Here is a 17,066-nt window from a genome sequence, read left to right as displayed (position 1 = left end):
GGCGCACCGGATGTCTCGGCAGTGCCTCGGAACCACGTTGTCCGCAGCACGTGGACCCGTCGGGAAATGGACGAGTTACCCGGAATTCATGCACGTGGGGAACTGTTGACACCCGTCCGTACGTACTATTACCGGCCACACGTTGTCCGGTCTGTCAGGCAGTTCGGGGGAATCACATGCGTCATTTCGGGCATATTGCACCCGCTGCGAGAGAGGGTCTGTTCTACCAGGAGCCGCGCGAATTCGGTGCGGACTCGCCGGCCGGCATGCTTTCGGCCGCACTGGGAGCGACCCTGTACAGCCCTGCCACCAGGCCGCGACTTGCTGACGATGTCATCAAGCAGGCCGGGCGCGGTGTCGTCTCGATGGTGCTGTGCCTGGAGGACTCGATCGATGACTCCGAGGTGGACGGCGCCGAGGAGAATCTGGTCAGACAGTTCGCAGACCTCGATGCGCGCGGATCCGAGGTGCCCCTGCTCTTCATCCGGGTCCGGGAACCGGGCCAGATGGTGGACCTGGTGAGTCGGCTCGGCCGCAGCGTCCGATTGTTGTCTGGTTTTGTACTTCCGAAGTTCACCGAAGAGCGTGGCGTGCCCTTCATGGAAGCGCTCAACAACGCCGAAAAGGCGTGTGGGCAGCGCCTGTTCGCCATGCCCGTTCTCGAATCGCCCGAGCTGCTGCATCTGGAAACCCGCAGAGAGACACTCCGGGGAATCACCCGCGCCGTCAACAAGTACCGCGAGCGGGTGCTCGCACTGCGGCTCGGCGTCACCGACTTCTGCTCGGCCTACGGGCTCCGCAGGGCGCCCGACATGACTGCGTACGACGTACAGATCGTCGGCGCCGTCATAGCCGACGTGGTCAATGTGCTGGGCCGGGCGGACGGCACGGGCTTCACGATCACCGGCCCGGTGTGGGAATACTTCCGGCTCCAGGAGCGCATGTTCAAACCGCAGCTGCGCCGCAGCCCCTTTCTGGAGGGCCGGGCCGAGGAACTGCGCACGGCACTGATCGAGCACGACCTGGACGGCCTGCTGCGCGAGATCGAGCTCGACCGGGCCAACGGCCTGCTCGGCAAGACCTGCATCCACCCGTCGCACGTCGCGCCCGTGCATGCGCTCTCCGTGGTCAGCCACGAGGAGTTCAGCGACGCACAGGACATCCTGCGGCCGGAACGCGGCGGCGGTGGCGTCATGCGCTCCGCGTACACGAACAAGATGAATGAAGTGAAGCCGCACCGTGCCTGGGCCGAGCGGACCCTGCAGAGGGCCGAGGCCTTCGGCGTGGCGAGGGAAGACGTCGGCTTCGTGGAATTGCTGGCCGCGGGCCTCGCGGAATGAGCGGGCCTCGTGGAACGAGCGTGTCTCGATGAGCGAGCGCGCGGCAAGGAAAGAGACGGCGAACGTGGTGTGGTCGGGTAGCTGGGTGGCACAGCGACTGGGCGTCGAGCTCGTCGGCGACGGGAAGCCCGACGGCGACAGGGAGCTGAGGGACCTGCTGGGCCTCGCCCTGCGCCGCAACCCCAAGCGGGCCCATCTGCTCGTGTCGAACGTGCTCGGCAAGCACGTGCCGCAGAAGCCTTCCATGGTGTACGGCGTCGGATTCGAGCTCGGCCGCCGGGTGCGTGAACTCCTCGGTGACGCCGAGGCGCGCCGGGCGGTCGTGCTCGGTTACGCGGAGACGGCCACCGGTCTCGGCCACGCGGTCGCCGACGGGCTCGACGTGGCGCCGTACCTGCATTCGACGCGCCGCCCCGTCGAGGGCGTGGAGCGGGCGGGCGGCTTCGAGGAGTCGCACTCGCACGCCACCTCGCACCTGCTGCTTCCGGAGGACCCGAACCTGCTGGCGGGCGAGTGCGGCCCGACGGACGCAGACACGGATGCATACGCGGACGCGCCGCTGGTGCTCGTGGACGACGAATTCTCCACGGGCAACACCGTGCTCAACACCATCCGCGCGCTGCACGAGCGATACCCGCGGAGCCGGTACGTCGTCGTCGCCCTGGTGGACATGCGGTCGCCGGCCGACCAGGGAAGGCTGACCGAGTTCGCCGCTGAGATCGGCGCACGCGTCGACCTGGTGGCGAGGAGTTCGGGCACGGTCACCCTCCCGGAGGGCGTCCTGGAGAAGGGCCAGGCACTGGTCACCGCGCATGAGGGGGCCGGTCCCGCCGCCCCCCGAGCGGCCGTCGAACAGGGGCGCCGACCGTTCACCCGGGTGGACCTCCAGTGGCCCGCCGGTGTGCCCGACGGCGGACGGCACGGTTTCACCCCCGCCCACCGGGCCGCCCTCGAACCGGTCCTCCCGGCCATGGCCGCCCGTATCGCCGCGTCACTGGGCGACGCCCGCCGCGTACTGATCCTCGGCTTCGAGGAGCTGATGTACGCCCCCCTCCGCCTGGGCACGGCCCTGGAGGACCACACCGGCGCCGAGGTGCGCTACTCGACGACCACGCGTTCCCCCGTCCTCGCCGTGGACGATCCCGGCTATGCGATACGCAGCCGGCTGGTCTTCCCGGCCCACGACAATCCGGCCGACGGTCCCGGTGACCGGTACGCGTACAACGTCGCGGGCGCCGGTTTCGACGCCGTGGTCGTGACCGTCGACTCCACCGCCGACACCCCCGAACTCCACGCCCCCGACGGCCTGTTGGCGCAGCTCGCCGCGCACACCGACCACGTCCTGCTCGCGGTCGTCCCCTCGTACGTCCCGTCGGGCCTCCCCTCGTACGTCTCCGAACGGCAGGAACCCCCCATGCTGCCCGAGCCCCTCCGCGGCCCCGCCTTCTCCTCCTATGCGCCGGACGAAGTCGGCTGGCTGCTCCAGGACCTCTCGGACACCGAACTGGAGGCGCCCGCCGAGGAGCGCGAGGAGGCGATACAGAGCGGTGGCGCGCACTACGCCGAGTCGCTTCCCGTCGAGTACCAGCCGTCCGCCCAGTACCAGAGCCTGTTCAAGGCGGCGCTGGACCTGTCGGCCGCACGCGTCGCCCGCGCCGTCGGCACCGTCACCGAGACGGTCCTTGCCGAGCTCCCCCACAGCCGAAAGCGTGGGGGGACCCCCTCCGCTCGTCCCGTACTGGTCTCGCTCGCCAGGGCCGGCACCCCCGTCGGCGTACTCATGCGCCGCTGGGCCCGGCACCGGCACGGACTCGATCTGCCGCACTACGCCGTCTCCATCGTGCGGGGCCGCGGCATCGACGCCAACGCCCTGCGCTGGCTGGCCGCCCACCACGATCCGGCGGATGTCGTCTTCGTCGACGGCTGGACCGGCAAGGGGGCGATCACACGTGAACTGTCCGCGGCACTCGACGGGTTCGACGGATTCAACCCCGAGATCGCGGTCCTGGCCGACCCGGGCGGCTGCGTCCGCACCTACGGCACTCGCGAGGACTTCCTCATACCGTCCGCCTGCCTCAACTCCACCGTGTCCGGGCTGATCTCGCGGACCGTCCTCCGCTCCGACCTGGTCGGACCCGACGACTTCCACGGTGCGAAGTTCTACCGGGAGCTTGCGGACACCGATGTGTCCGGCCATTTCCTCGACACCGTCACCGACCACTTCGACGACGTCGTCGACGCCGTGGACGCCGAGGTCAAGGAGCTGCTCGCGGCCGACCGCGCACCCACCTGGGAAGGCTGGGCCGCGGTGGAACGCATCAGCGAGGAGTACGGCATCCACGATGTGAACCTGGTCAAGCCGGGCGTCGGCGAGACGACCCGCGTACTGCTGCGCCGCATCCCGTGGAAGATCCTCGCCAAGCGCGGCGCGGGCGCAGACCTCGAGCACATCCGCCTGCTGGCCGAGCAGCGGGGCGTACCCGTCGAGGAGGTCGACGAACTCCCGTACACCTGCGTCGGGTTGATCCATCCGAAGTACACCAGGGGCGCGACGGGCGCGGACGGCAAGGCGGTGGAGTCGAAGTGACCACTCCGGCCACCCCGGCCACCGGGACCGCCCCCGTGACACTGGTCGCCAGCGACCTCGACCGCACCCTGATCTACTCGACGGCGGCGCTCCAGCTCTCCATGCCGGACGCCGAGGCCCCCCGGCTGCTCTGCGTAGAGGTGTACGACCACAAGCCGCTCTCCTATATGACCGAGACGGCCGCGACACTGCTCGACGAACTCGCCCGCACCACGGTCTTCGTCCCGACGACCACCCGTACTCGCGAACAGTACGGGCGCATCCATCTCCCCGGTCCCGCACCGCGGTTCGCGATCTGCGCCAACGGGGGACACCTCCTCGTCGACGGCGAATCCGACCTCGACTGGCAGACGCAGGTCTCCCGCAGGCTCGCCGACGAATGCGCCTCGCTCGCCGAGGTCCGCGCCCATCTCCTGGCCGCGGCCGACCCCGCCTGGCTGCTCAAGGAACGGGTCGCCGAGGACCTCTTCGCCTATCTCGTCGTCGAACGCGCGCTGCTGCCCGAGGGCTGGGTCAAGGAACTGGGGGACTGGGCGGAGACTCGCGGCTGGACCGTCTCCCTCCAGGGCCGCAAGATCTACGCCGTGCCGGGCCCGCTCACCAAGAGCGCCGCCATGAACGAGGTCGCCCGGCGCACCGGCGCCACGCTCACCCTCGCGGCCGGTGACAGCCTCCTCGACGCCGATCTGCTCCTGGCCGCCGACCGCGCCTGGCGCCCGGCCCACGGCGAACTCGCCGACACCGGCTGGAGCGCCCCGCACGTCGATGTGACGGCCGAACACGGTGTGGCGGCGGGCGAGGAGATCCTGCGCCACTTCCTCCGGGCTTCGGGTCCGGGGCAGGCGCCCTCGTCCAGCGGTACCAGTATGTGAGGACGGGACGGGCGGTTCCGGCCCGGTGGGACCAACGAGGAGCATGCGATGACCAAGGGCAACGAAACCAAGATCACGGACGAGCTGTACGCATACATGCTGGCGCACAACCCACCGCTCGACGCGGTGCAGCGCGAGCTCGTCGAGACCACGTACGCACGCCTCCCCGACCAGGCCGGCATGCAGTCCGCCGAGGAACAGGGACCGCTGCTCGCCTTCCTCGTCCGGCTGACCGGGGCCCGGCACATCGTGGAGGTCGGGACGTTCACCGGCTTCTCCGCCCTGTCGATGGCACAGGCGCTGCCCGCCGACGGGCGGCTGATCGCCTGTGATGTCTCCAAGGAGTGGACCGCATACGGCCGGGAGGCGTGGGAGAAGGCGGGCGTCGCCGACCGGATCGAACTCCGTATCGCCCCCGCGCTCGACACACTGCGGGCGATGCCGGCCGAGCCGCACATCGACCTCGCCTACCTGGACGCGGACAAGGGCAACTACATCCCGTACTGGGAGGAACTGGTGCCCAGGATGCGGCAGGGCGGTCTCGTCGTCACGGACAACGTGCTCTTCCACGGCAGGGTGACCGACCCGCAGGCGACCGGCGGAGCGGCGGCGATCAAGGAATTCAACGACCATGTGGCCGCCGATCCGCGGATGGACAGCGTGCTGCTCACCGTGTCGGACGGGCTGACGCTCTCCCGTAAGCGGTAGCAGCCGCAGGCCGCGACTCCGGTTGCCCGCTCTCAGCCGCAGCAACCCCCGCCGCAGCAGCCGCCACCGCCCCCGCCGCCGGCCGACGGGGCGGCGGGCGCGGACTTGGCCGACGAGCCGCCCACGGCCACGGTGGAGAGAAGCTTCACGGTGTCGGCGTGCCCGGCGGGGCAGGAGGCCGGGTCCGAGGACTGAGCCATCGGGCGGCTGAGTTCGAACGTGTCTCCGCAGGAGCGGCAGCGGTACTCGTAACGAGGCATGGCCCCAGGCTATCCGGCGCCGGCCCGGGGCAGACAGACACGACGGCCGACCGGTGGTACGGAGGCGTAGTACGGCTTACGGACGGCGGACAACCGGCATCGTCGTCGTCGTTGCCTTCCGGTCCATCCGCATCTCCCGCTCGGCCTCCTCGGGATGGCGGGCCCGCCAGTACGGGTTGTCGTGCGGAAGGCCGCCGCTGACCCGCCCGTACATTCCGAACATCATCAACATCAGGCCGACCACAAAGCTGAACAGCACATTCTGGATGCGGAAGGCGAGGAAATTGTAGTCGGTCTCGAGCAGCGCGAGATTGACGAATCCGCTGAGGATGAAGGCGATGCCCAGAATCATGTTGAGCGTCGAGGCGAAGTTGCCGCCGATCACCATCCCGATGAACAGCAGCAGGCCGACGCAGATGGACAGGACGCTGAGGGCACCGTTCGTGTTGAGGCCGGCGACGGTGGCACCGCCGGTGCTGAAGAAGCCGATCTTGTCGATCAGCCCCAGGATTCCGAAGGCGAGAAGCACCAGCCCCATCAGTCCCGCCCCGACCCGGTAGACGCGGTTCAGCCGGTGATCGACCGGAAGGTGCTTGTCGAGCTGGGTGACCTTACGGCGGCGGCGCGGGGTCTGTCGTCCGGTGGCGTGCAGTACATGGGTGGCCATTTCGGCCTCCTTCGCGCGTACTACCAGGATCCGCCCACGGGGATGCCGCCGCACATCAGAAGGTCCAAAGGACCCGAACCCGGCGTATCGGAACCCGGCGTATGACGTATCAGGGGCTGTCGCCGCTCCCGCCGCTCCCGCCGCATCACCCGCCGGCCCCGCGCTCCTCACGGATCTCGGAGACCACCCGCGCAGCCGTCTGCCGTACCGCTTCGGTCTCGGTCAGAAAGTGCCAGTAGTCGGGGTGGCGTCCCTCCAGACCGGCGACGGCACGCTCCAGCCGGGCCACGGCATCGTCCAGCGGACGGGCATGACGCGGATCGGGCGTGTTGCGCCCGGCCATGGCCAGGCGCTGGGCGTCCCGGATCGCGAACCGGGTTCGCTGGATCTCCTGCTGCGGGTCCTTGGCCACATCGTTCAGCCGGTGCAGCCGGTCGCCGGCAGCGGACACCGCCTCGTCCGTGGCGTTCAGCAGGGCGCGCACCGTGCTCAGCCGGGAGGTCGCATCGGCCCACCGCTGCTCGTCCCGCGCCTTGGCGGCTTCCTTCAGCTTCTCCTCGGCCTGCCGCACATTGGTTGCCGCCTGCTCCGGCACCGGCTGGAGGTCCTGCCAGCACGCTGCAGAGAACCGCCGCCGCAGCTCGCTCAGCACCGGCTCCACGGAGCCCGCTCGGGTCGTCAACGCCTGGGCGCGAGTACGCAGCGACACCAGCCGGTGGTCGATCTCGGCGGCCCGTTCGGGCAACTGGGCCGCCTCTGCCCGTACCGCCTCGGCATCGCGCAGCACCCGATCGGCACGCTGCAGGGTCTCCGGAACGCCGTGCCGGCCGGCGCCCTGGTTGAGCTTGGTCAGCTCGGGAGCGAGGGCCGCCAGCCGCGCGGCGAGGTCGTCCGCCCGCAGTCCGGACGCCCGCACCGCATCGAGAGCATTGCTCGCACCGAGGAGCGCCTGCCGGGCCCGCTCCACGGCGGGCGCGAGCCGGGCGAGCTGCGTCTCCGCGTTGCCCAGCAGCGGCCCGAGCCCCTGCGCGAACCGGTCCAGCTCGCCCTTGACCCGCACCAGCTCGTCCTTGGCCGTGGTCAGCTCGGTCCTGGCGCGGGCCGCGACGGCCGGCTCCAGATCGTCCCGGTCCAGGTCGTGTGCGTCGACCGCGGTGATGTACGTATGACTGGCCTCGTCGATCCGCCGCCCGAGAGCAGCGAAGTCATCCACGGCCTTGCGCGCACCGGGCGAGCTGTCCACCGCGGTGATCGTCTCGATCGAGATCCGCAGATCGCGCTGGGCCGTGTCCAGCTCGTAGAAGGCGGCAGCGGCTGCGTCCTTCGCGGCCTGCGCATCGGCGCGCTGACTCTCCCCGCGCCCGCCGAACCAGCGCCTCGTACCGCCACCGGCGAACGCGGCCGGCAACGCGGCGGCGAGCAGCGGCACCGGCAGCAGCATCAGCACGAGGACGTCCGCGATACCCCTGACATCCCTGACGGCGGAACTCTCACCCGCTCTCGCCTGCGGCCGCGCGTGTGTCGCCGTCACATCCCTCTCCCGTGCCGTTTCGCCCTGCCCGGTACATTCTCCCACCAGGTAAGGACGAACACACGGGCCGGTTAGTTCACGCTTCGGACCGTGACTTGGCCGTTGTCGCTCCGAGCCTTCACCACGTGGCTGCTGTCGTCGCTGCGCGGCGCGCCCACCGAGACGCGTCCGTTGTGGGCGACGGCGTCCACCGCATACCTCACGGAGCCGCCCGGCAGATCGATGGTGATCCCTCCGTTGTCGCTCTCGGTGTCCACGAGATCGGGCGCGGAGATGAACCCCAGCCGGATCCCGCCGTTGTCGGACCGAGCCGATACGGACTTGGCCGAGATCCCTTCGGTGACGATGCCACCGTTGTCGCTCCCCAGTTCGAGCGGCCCGCTGGAGTCCCGGACGGTCACCTTCCCGTTGTCGGCGTGGAGCGTAAGGGGAGTGTCGAAGCCGGACGCGACGACCTTCCCGTTGTCCCCCTTGACGACCACCGCCACCCCGCGCGGCACCTTGACCTGGTGCTGCGAGGCACAGTCGCTGATCACGGCCCTGCACTTCACCTGGAGCGTGAGCGTGTCGTCCTGCATCCTCCACTCGGGATCGGGCCCGTTCCCGAGAACCACCCACCCGTCGACATGACGGGTCACCTCGACCTTCCGTACATCGGCCGGTACGAGCTCCAGAGACGTGTGACCGGAGTTGATGGTCAGCGTCTTCCCACTGAGCGCGAAGGACTTGTGCTCGGCGGGCGCTTCGCCCGGATCCGTACTGCCGCAGCCGGTGAGGGCAAGACCGAGCAGCAGGGCCCCACCGGACGCGATGAGAGTGCGGGTACGGAGTGCCACGATGATCTTTCCCCCAGGTCGTACGGCGGGCGGTCCCGACGGTGTGCGCCTCACCGTACGTACGCCGGCCCACCCGGCAGAATCCGGACGGCTACCGTATGAGGGGTGGGGATATCCCCCGGACGCCGCCGCGGCTGCGTCATGGTCCCCGCCGCCTTGTTCCCTGCCGTTCCCGGCACCGTTTGTGACCGCGGGCCGTAGTCCATGTACGCTGTTGCCTCATCCACGGGTGCGTAGCTCAGGGGTAGAGCGCTGCTCTTACAAAGCAGATGTCGGCGGTTCGAAACCGTCCGCGCCCACCAGCAGTAAGCACGACAAAGGCCCAGGCCACCGGCATCAAACCGGGAACCTGGGCCTTGATCGTTCCTCAGCCGCGGAGGCGGGGGAGAGGCGTCGTGCCAGTTACGTGCCAGATGCGTCGCCGGGCTCTGCCGGCCGGACCTTCCTGATCTGCTCGTCGACGTGGGCGGCGATCGCGTGATCACGGCCGTTCACCAGGTGCTGATAGATCAGCGCGGCACGCACCGAGGAGTGACCCATCCGCTGCATCAGCTCCCGAGTGGTCGCACCGCCGGTCGCGGCGAGGGTGTTCCCGGTGTGGCGCAGATCGTGGAAGTGGACGTCTCCGAGGCCGGTCGTCTCCAGAGCCCGCAGCCACAGGCGGCGGAAGTTGTTCCGGCGAAGCTGCCCGCCGCGTGCTCCGGTGAAGACCAGCCCGGTGCGACCCTGCTCGGCGTAGGCAGCGAGATGAGCGGCCAGGCTCTCCGTCAGCGAGGCTGGGAAGGCGACGGTGCGCACACCTGCCGCGCTCTTGGGCGTCTTGACCAGGATGCCGTCCGTGCGGGTCTCGGCCAGGGCACGTCGCACGGAGACGGTTCGCCGTTCCAGGTCGATGTCATGGCGCTGGAGCGCGGCCAGTTCCCCGAAGCGAAGGCCGGTGAAAGCGGCCAGGAGGATGAACACCCGGAAGCGGGATGGCACGGCGTCGGCGAGCTGGAACACCTCGGAGGCGTCGAGGAACGGGCGCTCTGCTGTCTTGGCAGCCCCGGCGCCCTTGATGCGGCAGGGGTTGCGTTGGATCACCTCGTCGTCGACTGCGGTGTTCATGATGGCTCGGAGGATCTGGTACGCCTTGGCGACCGTCGGCTCACCGACACCGGACTCCAGAAGGCTGGCACGCCAGCGGCGGATCTGCGGTGTCGTGATCTCGCTAAGGACCAGGCTTGCGAAGGTGGGCAGGATGTGCAGTCGCAGGGCACTGCCATTGCGTTCGCGGGTTGTCGCCGCGTAGCCGCGCTCCTTGAACCATGCGTCGGCGTACACCCCGAAGAGAACCCGGTCGTCGGGGTTCTTCCACCGGCCGTCGAGGATCTCCGCTTCCTTGCGGACCAGCCACCGATCGGCATCGGTCTGCGACGGGAACGTCTCGGGAGCCGATCGCAGTAGTCCGTCCGGTCCCTGGTAGCGAGCCTGGAATCGCCCCGACGGCAGTTTCCGCACCGCACCGAAGCGGCGCCGTTTCCCCTTCATGTTCGCCATCAGGCCACCGCCCCGAACCGGCGGCGAGGTGTGGCCACCGGCTGGACCGTATTGGCAGCCACGAACTCGACCAAGGCCCGCTCAGGGATGCGGACATGCCGCCCCACCTTGACGAACACGATGCGGCGCTCTGCGATCAGGCGACGGGGGAAGCGTTCCGTTGTTCCGAGGTACGAGGCGACTTCTGGAACGCTCATCAGCCGGTCCTTCATGCTGCGGCTCCTTCCAGAGCAAGTTGGTCTTGCAGTTCGGCGCGGTGTTCTCGGGCGTGTTCGCGGTTGTGCTGGATGTCGCGGCGGATGTTGGCGGCGAGCCAGGATTCGCCGGGGGTGTGGCCGTGGCCGGCGTAGGACCAGTGGGCGACGACGAGCGTGGTTGCTTCGGGATGGTCGTCGGGGTTGGGCAGGCCGAGGGCGGCGCGTTGCTGGTCGGCTCGGTAGTCGGCACGGACCTGTCGCAGGGCACCAAGGGTGGTGGAGTAGCGGCGGGATTTGGTGGAGAAGTGGCCGCGGAAGCCAAGCATGTGAGCCCATTGCCATAGGCGCCGGTCGGGGTAGGCGGGGTCGAGGTCCCAGCAGGCGCGGATGAGGCGGCGGGTGTGGTCGGGCAGGTCGGGGAGCTTGTCGAGTTCAGCGAGTTCGCCGATGCGCCGGTCGACGGTGCCGGTGGTCTCGGCGGCTTTGGTGGCGTATTTGGCGACGTAGGAGGCGACGGCCTGTTCGGTGAGGTCTTCGCCGTTGCCGAAGGCGCCGATGGGCTGGACGTCGAGCTGTGTGCCCCAGCGCAGGACGCGGGCGGCGTGGTCCCCTACGGCGGGCAGGGGGATTGCGGCGCGGGCGGCGGCGGCGCGTAAGGAGTCGGTGAGCAGGTCGAGGGTGGCCCAGGCCGGGGGCGGGGAATCGGGGCCGCCGGGTCCGTCGAAGCGGATCACGGCGTGGAAGTGGATGGCCCCGCGCTTTTGGTACTCGGCGACCTTGCCGTAGGAGACGCGGAGCTGTTCCTTCAGTTCGCGCTGGGTGATTCCGGCGCGGGCTGCGAGTTCCCGCGGCAGGTAGATCGTGACGTAGCGCCACAGGTGTCCGGCGTGGTTGTTCCACAGGACCGCGCCCGCGTAGTCGTACGTTTCGGAGTCGAGGGCGGTGCCGAGTTCGGGCGCGTTATCGGGGTGGTGGGTGCCGCAGCGGCAGGGCCGGTTTCCGGGGCGGTTGTGGACGGGGCCGAAGGACGGGGCGGTGAGAGTCGCGAAGACGCGAGGGTGATCGCGCACGGTGTGCGGGGTGCCCTTGGCGGGGTCACCGGTCAGCCCGGCACGGATGAGGTGGTAGGTGTCGCCCGCGTAGGTCCAGGCGCAGGCTGGGCAACGGGAGGCGCGGCGGTTGCCACAGGCGACGCGAAGCCGTCCGCCAGGTTCGGCGTCGGTGCTGTAGGAGTGCAGGACGGTACCGGTCGCACGGTCGATGGTCTTGGTCGCCCCAGTGAGGTGGATGGGCTCGGCGCATCCTCCGGTGCGGCGGATCTGTTCTTCCCAGCGGTCGAAGCCGGTGGCCCCGGCCACCCGGAGAAGGTCTCCCAGGGTGATCGGGTCCAAGCCCGCCGCAGTGGCGGTGTCGATCACTGCTCGTTGTCCTTCGGGGTGTGGGCGTCGATCCACTCTTCGGCGCAGACCTTGTGGACGGGCTTGCCCCGGTCGGACCGCAGCGGGGTGGGCTCGGTGCAGATCACGCACGGCTTGTCGCCGGTGTGGTCGAAGTGCTTCTTGTCGCTCCAGTCGAGGAGGGCCACGGCGATCACACCCCGACCCGCGTGTCGGTGCGGGCGAGGGTGGTGTGGCCGGTGCCGTGGCAGGCGGGACAGTCGGCGGTGATGGTCTGGCGCTCGCCGGTGGCGGTGGTCTGGCCGGTGGTGATGACGACGATGGGGAAGCCGTCGCAGTGGCCACAGATCGGCCGGGGCGCGGTGTGCTGAGGCATGATGGGATCTCCCTTTCGGGTCAGCTAGATCTGGAAGGTGGGAAGGCGCCCGGGGCGGCGGAAACTTGGCGGTTGAGGCCGCCCCGGGGGCTGTTAGCGGCGCCGGTTGCGGCGCGAGGCCTTGATGGGCGGGAGCGCGTCGTAGGCGTCCTGGCCGCGCTGGAATGAGGCGGCGTCGGTCTCACCGGTCGCGGTCGCTTCGTACTCGCGGCCGATGCGGCGCATGGTCTTGCGGTCCCTGTGACGGCGGGCGATGGCGAACTCTCGGCCCAGCTCGGTCATGGCGGGATTGCTCGGGGTGTCGTTGTTCTTGCGGCTGAACAGACCCATGTCAGTGGCCTTTCTGGTTGTTGAGGAGCGAGCGCAGGACGACCGCGCAGACCGCGACGGACGCGGCGGTGATAGCGACCGCGAGGAGCATCGAGACCAGGACCGCGCCGACGACGAGCACCACGGCGGTCCCACCGGCGACAGCGACGACCAGCGCACCGGGGGTGAGCTGCATCCCGGACCGGGAAGCCGGTACAGGTACCGGGGCCGAGGCGGCGGTGGGGGTGGGGGTGTGGTGGCAGTCGCAGGCCGGCGGGTGCGCGAGGCTGGCAGGCGGTTGCACGAGAGACGTGGCCGGGGTCGGTGCGGTGTCGAGGGTCGGGTACTTCGGCGTGAACATGAGCGGGTCTCCTTTCAGGGGTTGCAGCGGTGGGTTCGGGCGGCGAGTTCGGCGGCGGCCCGGCCGTGGTAGTCGGCGGAGAAGTTGCAGCCGGGGGCGGTGCAGGCGGCCGTGTGCTTGGTGCGGCCACGGCCGTCGTAGTGGGTGCCGACCTGTACGGGGCCGATGCGGATCACATTGGTGAAGCGGTTCGGGCGCGGCATGGGAGGTCAGTCGTTCCGGCCGACGAAGTCGTCGGCGTGGTCGGTGAGCCACTGGCGGATCTCGGGGTGTTCGTCGTCGGTGGCCTGGCGGATCGCGGTCTCTCCCAGTTCCATGCCGTCAACGAGCCGGTTGTTGCGGGTGAGTTCGGCGGAGCGTTCGAGTGCGGCGCGGATGGACGGTCGCATGTGGTTCTCCTGTCAGGTGAGTTGGGCGGTGATGGCGTCGGCGAGCGGAGCGGGGACGCCGAGGCGGGTGCGCAGAGTGCTGGGGTCGATCCGGTTGCCGGTCGTGGCGTGGTGGGTGTCCGCGATCTTCCGGGCGTGGTCGAGCAGGGCTGGGGGAACGGTCATGGCCGGAGCCGGAGCCGGAGCCGGAGCCACTGCCGGGCCCGGGGCAGGCTCGGGAACGGGCGGGAGTTCCGGGGCGGGTTCGGGTTCGCGTTCCACCGTGATGTCCGGTTCCGGTTCCGAGTCGGCCAACGGCGCCAGGACCGGGGCCGGTTCGGGTTCGGCTGGCTCGTCGACGGGGGCGGGTGTGTGGGCGAGGAGGGTGCCGCCGAGGAAGGCGAGGGCGGGCCATCCGGCGACGAGGATGCGGAGCCAGGCCGGAACGTGGTCCAGGTCGAGGAGTCCGGCGGTGGCGATGTTCGCGCCCAGGGACGCGGCCAGGGCGATCACGAACCAGACCCAGGCGGGGCGGTTGCCGGCGTGGGTGCGCATGCGGCGCCAGGCGGCAACCAGCAGTAGATCCACGCTGATCGGGTAGGCCCACGCCTTCCAGCCGTCCTGTCCGGCCGCCAGGGCCAGGTCATGCAGGTGGGAGAAGGACAGGGCACCGGCGATGACGGCCTGGATCAGAACGGCGTCGAGGCGGATGGTGCGGGACATGGGTTCACCTCCTTTCGAAGGGGTGGGCCGGGGCCGGGCGGGAAGCTTTGGTCGACCGCCCGGCGCCAGGGCGATGGGGTCAGGACTCGGGGGCAGTACCGGAGCCGAGGCAGGCCAGGCAGAGGCCGTCCTGTTGGCCGACCGGGCGGCGCTTGCGGCCGACGCGCACGGTGACGGCGACGTTTCCGGTTCCACCGCAGGGCTGACACTTGGCCGGTTCTACCGGCGCGGGTGCCTGCGGGGCCTTGGTGGTCCTCTTGGTGGCCATGGCGGTGCTTCCTCTCGGGTTCCGGGCATGGGTGGGGTAGGGACCTGGCGCGAGACGGTCACGCCGACCGGGGAGCAGTGGGTGTTACTCGGTGACCGGCACCGGCTTGACCAGAGGCGAAGCGCTGGCCGGGGCCGGGCTGGCGGGGACGGCCGGGCGAAATGGGGCCAGGGCTGGGACGGAAGGGGTGACGTGCGCGTACTCGTGGCAGATGGCCACCGCATCGGCTGCGGTCATCTCGGGGGTGCGGATGCGGGACCAGCCGCCGGAGGAGTCGCCGGCCACAGCCACACCAGGGCGATCCGGCGGGATCGTGGTGGTGGCGAAGACTGCTTCGGGGGCGATGTCGCCCAGGCCCATGTCGGCGGTCTGCTTGTCGTTGACGCGGTGCACGACGCGGCCAGTGAGCTGGGCACGGAGCATGGTGGCGCCCTTGCCGAGTTCGGAGCCGAAGCGCTGTCCGCAGATCTCCAGGTAGATGCCGACCGCCCGGGCCATCTGCGCGAGGCGCACCAGGTGCATCACCATGCGATCCCGGCGTTCCTCATCCTTCTTCACTGCGACGAGGAAGAGTTCCGCCACCTCATCCACCAGGACAACCAGCGGCACCGGCCGCACCTTCACCGGGAGGTCCCACAGGTCGGAGACGCCGTGAGCGCTCAGGATGTCGAAGCGGTCTTCCATCTCCCGGACCAGGACCTCCAACAGATCCGATGCCTCATCCGGGGTGACCGCGAGAGCGGAGAGACGGGGCGCGTACCCGCGTTGTTCGACACCGCGCTTGCAGTCGATCCCGACGAGCCCGACCGGGAGTTTCGCGAGACCGGTGATGAGGTTGCGCTGATACATCGACTTGCCCGACTGATTCGCGCCGACGATCAGACCGTGCGGGATCTTCTGGTAGTCGCGGACGAACGCGGTCCCGTCCTCCCGCAGGGCCACCGGCACCACCATCGGGCCCGAGATGAGCTTGCGGGGAAGGCGGCGCGGCATCTTCACCCGCCGCAGCACGTCGTAGCCGGTCATGCGCAGTTCGACGAAGCCGGGCTTGGTCTCCACCACGTGCACCGAGTGGACACCCCAGGCGTGCCGCAGCCGTTCCGAGGCGGCGGCGACATCGGCGGGCTCCAGGCCAGCCGGAAGCCGGAGCGTTGCCCGCATCCCGGTGGAGGAGCCACGGACCCGGCGGACCTTCGGCGGGACCGGCTGAACATCCTGGCGACGGGCCACGTTGCGGACCATGAACGCCCGCAGACGGGACGGCTGCACCGTCAGCCCGCACACATCCATCGTCGACCGGTACGTGGCCGAGAACCGGACCCGGGCGACCGGGAGACCGACCAGCGACCAGAACACGCGAGGAGCGCGAACCTTCGCATAGCCGAGCCCACCGGCCGCACCTAAAGCACCGGCCACCTCGATCACCGTGGTGACGTCCGACATGGTCAGGCACCCGCCGTGATGGCCACCGCGCGGAAGCTGATCCCGTGCCGGGTCTGGCCGTTGAACGTGTTCTCCCAGTCGCGGGCCTTCAGTCCGATCACTGTGACCGGGGTTCCCGGGGTCAGCTTCTCCGGGACACCCGTGCTCGGCACCGTCACCTGGTACAGGTTCCCCTCACCCTCGTCCGAGATCAGCAGACCCACCGTCGCGAGCGGGGCACCGGTCTCCCGGTCCACCGCGATCTCACCGGTCTGCTTGCTCACGAGCTTCGGCGTCGGAGGCGTCGCCACGAACACGACAGCGGTCGAAACATCGATCTTGAAAGACGGCATGAGCGCATCCCTTGTTCGGGAGGTAGCCACCTGGTCGGCAACCTCTCTAGACATCTTCAGTGAAGCGCACATCTCTAGGTAGGTCAATACATCTCTAGAGATGTTGGGATGCGATGGCTCCGGCGAGGCGCTTAAGCGTGCGTCGTCTTACGCTTAGGCTGTCTAGAGAAGACGGAGGAGAACCCACGTATGGCCACCACGGGCGGCAGCCGCCAGCCGAAGTACCAGCGCATTGCCGACGCGCTCCGAGAGGCGATCAAGGCAGGCGAGTACGGCCCCGGTGACCGGCTCCCCGGTGAGAACGACCTGATGGCAACCCATGGCGTCGCTCGGATGACAGCACGGCAAGCCCTTGGGGTACTCCAGAGTGAGGGGATCGCCGAGTCCCGCAAGGGCGCCGGTGTGTTCGTCCGCGCTTTCCGCCCACTTCGACGGCGAGGCATCCAGCGCTTGGCGCGAGACCAGTGGCGCGCGGGACGTTCCGTCTGGGAGGCGGACATCGGGGAGCGCACGCTCGTCGTCGATGAGATCACCGTGACGGAGGAAGTCGCTCCGGAACACATCGCTCGTGTTCTTGACGTCGCATCGGGTGACGCCGTGTGCGTGAGAAGCCGTCGCTTCGTGCTGGATGGGAAGCCTGTCCTACTTGCCACCAGCTATCTGCCGGCGAACATCGTTGCGGGTTCAGCCATCACGCAGGAGGACACGGGGCCCGGCGGCATCTACGCCAGGCTCGACGAACTTGGCTTCAAGCCCGTGCACTTCCGGGAAGAGGTGCGCTCACGGATGCCTTTCCAGGACGAGGCGAGCCGGTTGAACCTCTCCATGGGTACGCCTGTCATGCTCATCTGTCGCACAGCGTTCGCTGAAGAGGGACGTCCGGTCGAGGTGAACGAGATGACTCTCGACTCCGCTTCATACGTGCTCGAATACGATTTCGACGCGTAGGCGA

At 69.3% G+C, this 17,066-nt stretch carries 22 protein-coding genes and 1 tRNA gene; 6 read left to right on the top strand and 17 right to left on the bottom strand.

The window, feature by feature from the left end; all coding sequences use genetic code 11:
- Positions 1-176 precede the first annotated feature (176 nt).
- The 4 genes from ACZ7IB_RS01270 to ACZ7IB_RS01255 are packed head-to-tail and all read left to right on the top strand — an operon-like array spanning position 177 to position 5,507.
- Complete coding sequence (locus ACZ7IB_RS01270; RefSeq protein WP_470908174.1) at positions 177-1,340, top strand: HpcH/HpaI aldolase/citrate lyase family protein; 1,164 nt, start codon at positions 177-179, stop codon at positions 1,338-1,340.
- 28 nt (positions 1,341-1,368) lie between these two features.
- The gene (locus ACZ7IB_RS01265) at positions 1,369-3,927 is read left to right on the top strand and encodes a phosphoribosyltransferase (RefSeq protein WP_470908173.1); all 2,559 of its coding nucleotides are present in this window, start codon (positions 1,369-1,371) and stop codon (positions 3,925-3,927) included.
- Complete coding sequence (locus ACZ7IB_RS01260; protein WP_470908172.1) at positions 3,924-4,799, top strand: HAD family hydrolase; 876 nt, start codon at positions 3,924-3,926, stop codon at positions 4,797-4,799. Before ACZ7IB_RS01265 ends, ACZ7IB_RS01260 begins: the two co-directional genes overlap by 4 nt.
- Positions 4,800-4,847: 48 nt before the next feature.
- Positions 4,848-5,507 (top strand): O-methyltransferase, encoded by a 660-nt coding sequence (locus tag ACZ7IB_RS01255; protein ID WP_266361700.1) that lies wholly within the window; start codon positions 4,848-4,850, stop codon positions 5,505-5,507.
- Between the two features lie 32 nt (positions 5,508-5,539).
- Here ACZ7IB_RS01255 and ACZ7IB_RS01250 read toward each other — a convergent pair whose 3' ends face one another.
- The 4 genes from ACZ7IB_RS01250 to ACZ7IB_RS01235 form a co-directional block, all read right to left on the bottom strand.
- Positions 5,540-5,767: an FmdB family zinc ribbon protein gene (locus ACZ7IB_RS01250; protein ID WP_114244342.1), complete on the bottom strand. Its 228-nt coding sequence runs from the start codon at positions 5,765-5,767 to the stop codon at positions 5,540-5,542.
- 76 nt (positions 5,768-5,843) lie between these two features.
- Entirely contained in the window at positions 5,844-6,434 is a 591-nt protein-coding gene (locus tag ACZ7IB_RS01245; RefSeq protein ID WP_470908170.1) for a DUF4383 domain-containing protein, read from the bottom strand.
- A gap of 145 nt (positions 6,435-6,579) precedes the next feature.
- A complete protein-coding gene (locus ACZ7IB_RS01240; RefSeq protein WP_470908168.1) occupies positions 6,580-7,965 on the bottom strand; it encodes a hypothetical protein in 1,386 nt (461 codons plus the stop codon).
- Between the two features lie 71 nt (positions 7,966-8,036).
- Complete coding sequence (locus ACZ7IB_RS01235) at positions 8,037-8,801, bottom strand: DUF4097 family beta strand repeat-containing protein (RefSeq protein WP_470908166.1); 765 nt, start codon at positions 8,799-8,801, stop codon at positions 8,037-8,039.
- A gap of 227 nt (positions 8,802-9,028) precedes the next feature.
- Here ACZ7IB_RS01235 and ACZ7IB_RS01230 point away from each other — a divergent pair.
- Positions 9,029-9,103 (top strand) — tRNA-Val (locus ACZ7IB_RS01230).
- A gap of 100 nt (positions 9,104-9,203) precedes the next feature.
- On the opposite strand, the gene ACZ7IB_RS01225 is transcribed toward ACZ7IB_RS01230, so the two are convergent.
- The 13 genes from ACZ7IB_RS01225 to ACZ7IB_RS01165 form a co-directional block, all read right to left on the bottom strand.
- Complete coding sequence (locus tag ACZ7IB_RS01225; protein ID WP_470908165.1) at positions 9,204-10,340, bottom strand: tyrosine-type recombinase/integrase; 1,137 nt, start codon at positions 10,338-10,340, stop codon at positions 9,204-9,206.
- The gene (locus ACZ7IB_RS01220; protein WP_470908163.1) at positions 10,340-10,552 is read right to left on the bottom strand and encodes an excisionase family DNA-binding protein; all 213 of its coding nucleotides are present in this window, start codon (positions 10,550-10,552) and stop codon (positions 10,340-10,342) included. The genes ACZ7IB_RS01225 and ACZ7IB_RS01220 overlap by 1 nt, the downstream gene beginning before the upstream one ends.
- Entirely contained in the window at positions 10,549-11,955 is a 1,407-nt protein-coding gene (gene repSA, locus ACZ7IB_RS01215; RefSeq protein ID WP_470908161.1) for a replication initiator protein RepSA, read from the bottom strand. The genes ACZ7IB_RS01220 and repSA overlap by 4 nt, the downstream gene beginning before the upstream one ends.
- Entirely contained in the window at positions 11,952-12,131 is a 180-nt protein-coding gene (locus ACZ7IB_RS01210) for a hypothetical protein (RefSeq protein WP_470908769.1), read from the bottom strand. Before ACZ7IB_RS01210 ends, repSA begins: the two co-directional genes overlap by 4 nt.
- Positions 12,128-12,310, bottom strand: a complete 183-nt coding sequence (locus tag ACZ7IB_RS01205) for a hypothetical protein (RefSeq protein WP_470908159.1) — start codon at positions 12,308-12,310, stop codon at positions 12,128-12,130. Before ACZ7IB_RS01205 ends, ACZ7IB_RS01210 begins: the two co-directional genes overlap by 4 nt.
- A 93-nt stretch (positions 12,311-12,403) precedes the next feature.
- Positions 12,404-12,640, bottom strand: a complete 237-nt coding sequence (locus tag ACZ7IB_RS01200; RefSeq protein ID WP_470908157.1) for a hypothetical protein — start codon at positions 12,638-12,640, stop codon at positions 12,404-12,406.
- A gap of 1 nt (position 12,641) precedes the next feature.
- Positions 12,642-12,980 (bottom strand): SpdD protein, encoded by a 339-nt coding sequence (locus ACZ7IB_RS01195; RefSeq protein ID WP_470908155.1) that lies wholly within the window; start codon positions 12,978-12,980, stop codon positions 12,642-12,644.
- 14 nt (positions 12,981-12,994) lie between these two features.
- Entirely contained in the window at positions 12,995-13,183 is a 189-nt protein-coding gene (locus ACZ7IB_RS01190) for a mobile element transfer protein (RefSeq protein ID WP_103516645.1), read from the bottom strand.
- A 6-nt stretch (positions 13,184-13,189) separates the two neighbouring features.
- The gene (locus ACZ7IB_RS01185) at positions 13,190-13,369 is read right to left on the bottom strand and encodes a hypothetical protein (RefSeq protein WP_470908153.1); all 180 of its coding nucleotides are present in this window, start codon (positions 13,367-13,369) and stop codon (positions 13,190-13,192) included.
- A gap of 12 nt (positions 13,370-13,381) precedes the next feature.
- The gene (locus ACZ7IB_RS01180) at positions 13,382-14,071 is read right to left on the bottom strand and encodes a DUF2637 domain-containing protein (RefSeq protein ID WP_470908151.1); all 690 of its coding nucleotides are present in this window, start codon (positions 14,069-14,071) and stop codon (positions 13,382-13,384) included.
- Positions 14,072-14,150: 79 nt separating this feature from the next.
- Positions 14,151-14,339: a hypothetical protein gene (locus ACZ7IB_RS01175; RefSeq protein ID WP_470908150.1), complete on the bottom strand. Its 189-nt coding sequence runs from the start codon at positions 14,337-14,339 to the stop codon at positions 14,151-14,153.
- 84 nt (positions 14,340-14,423) lie between these two features.
- Entirely contained in the window at positions 14,424-15,782 is a 1,359-nt protein-coding gene (locus ACZ7IB_RS01170; protein WP_470908149.1) for an FtsK/SpoIIIE domain-containing protein, read from the bottom strand.
- A 2-nt stretch (positions 15,783-15,784) separates the two neighbouring features.
- Positions 15,785-16,114, bottom strand: coding sequence for an SCO3933 family regulatory protein (locus ACZ7IB_RS01165; protein ID WP_383067218.1), 330 nt, complete (start codon positions 16,112-16,114; stop codon positions 15,785-15,787).
- Positions 16,115-16,303: 189 nt separating this feature from the next.
- Here ACZ7IB_RS01165 and ACZ7IB_RS01160 point away from each other — a divergent pair, with 189 nt between their 5' ends.
- Positions 16,304-17,062, top strand: coding sequence for a GntR family transcriptional regulator (locus ACZ7IB_RS01160; RefSeq protein WP_470908148.1), 759 nt, complete (start codon positions 16,304-16,306; stop codon positions 17,060-17,062).
- The last annotated feature ends 4 nt before the right edge of the window (positions 17,063-17,066 follow it).

This window comes from Streptomyces sp. NPDC037301 (assembly GCF_055602785.1).
Note: the sequence above shows the minus strand (reverse complement) of the source record. Positions and strands in the feature narration are given on the sequence as shown.

Excerpts from the sequence above, each read along its gene's own strand:
- ACZ7IB_RS01245 (WP_470908170.1), bottom strand. The coding sequence starts at position 6,434 with ATGGCCACCCATGTACTGCACGCCACCGGACGACAGACCCCGCGCCGC.
- ACZ7IB_RS01160 (WP_470908148.1), top strand. The coding sequence starts at position 16,304 with ATGGCCACCACGGGCGGCAGCCGCCAGCCGAAGTACCAGCGCATTGCC.
- ACZ7IB_RS01220 (WP_470908163.1), bottom strand. The coding sequence starts at position 10,552 with ATGAAGGACCGGCTGATGAGCGTTCCAGAAGTCGCCTCGTACCTCGGA.
- ACZ7IB_RS01190 (WP_103516645.1), bottom strand. The coding sequence starts at position 13,183 with ATGCCGCGCCCGAACCGCTTCACCAATGTGATCCGCATCGGCCCCGTA.
- ACZ7IB_RS01200 (WP_470908157.1), bottom strand. The coding sequence starts at position 12,640 with ATGGGTCTGTTCAGCCGCAAGAACAACGACACCCCGAGCAATCCCGCC.
- ACZ7IB_RS01180 (WP_470908151.1), bottom strand. The coding sequence starts at position 14,071 with ATGTCCCGCACCATCCGCCTCGACGCCGTTCTGATCCAGGCCGTCATC.
- ACZ7IB_RS01165 (WP_383067218.1), bottom strand. The coding sequence starts at position 16,114 with ATGCCGTCTTTCAAGATCGATGTTTCGACCGCTGTCGTGTTCGTGGCG.
- ACZ7IB_RS01175 (WP_470908150.1), bottom strand. The coding sequence starts at position 14,339 with ATGGCCACCAAGAGGACCACCAAGGCCCCGCAGGCACCCGCGCCGGTA.
- ACZ7IB_RS01270 (WP_470908174.1), top strand. The coding sequence starts at position 177 with ATGCGTCATTTCGGGCATATTGCACCCGCTGCGAGAGAGGGTCTGTTC.
- ACZ7IB_RS01195 (WP_470908155.1), bottom strand. The coding sequence starts at position 12,980 with ATGTTCACGCCGAAGTACCCGACCCTCGACACCGCACCGACCCCGGCC.
- ACZ7IB_RS01255 (WP_266361700.1), top strand. The coding sequence starts at position 4,848 with ATGACCAAGGGCAACGAAACCAAGATCACGGACGAGCTGTACGCATAC.
- ACZ7IB_RS01250 (WP_114244342.1), bottom strand. The coding sequence starts at position 5,767 with ATGCCTCGTTACGAGTACCGCTGCCGCTCCTGCGGAGACACGTTCGAA.
- ACZ7IB_RS01265 (WP_470908173.1), top strand. The coding sequence starts at position 1,369 with ATGAGCGAGCGCGCGGCAAGGAAAGAGACGGCGAACGTGGTGTGGTCG.
- ACZ7IB_RS01205 (WP_470908159.1), bottom strand. The coding sequence starts at position 12,310 with ATGCCTCAGCACACCGCGCCCCGGCCGATCTGTGGCCACTGCGACGGC.
- ACZ7IB_RS01170 (WP_470908149.1), bottom strand. The coding sequence starts at position 15,782 with ATGTCGGACGTCACCACGGTGATCGAGGTGGCCGGTGCTTTAGGTGCG.
- ACZ7IB_RS01225 (WP_470908165.1), bottom strand. The coding sequence starts at position 10,340 with ATGGCGAACATGAAGGGGAAACGGCGCCGCTTCGGTGCGGTGCGGAAA.
- ACZ7IB_RS01185 (WP_470908153.1), bottom strand. The coding sequence starts at position 13,369 with ATGCGACCGTCCATCCGCGCCGCACTCGAACGCTCCGCCGAACTCACC.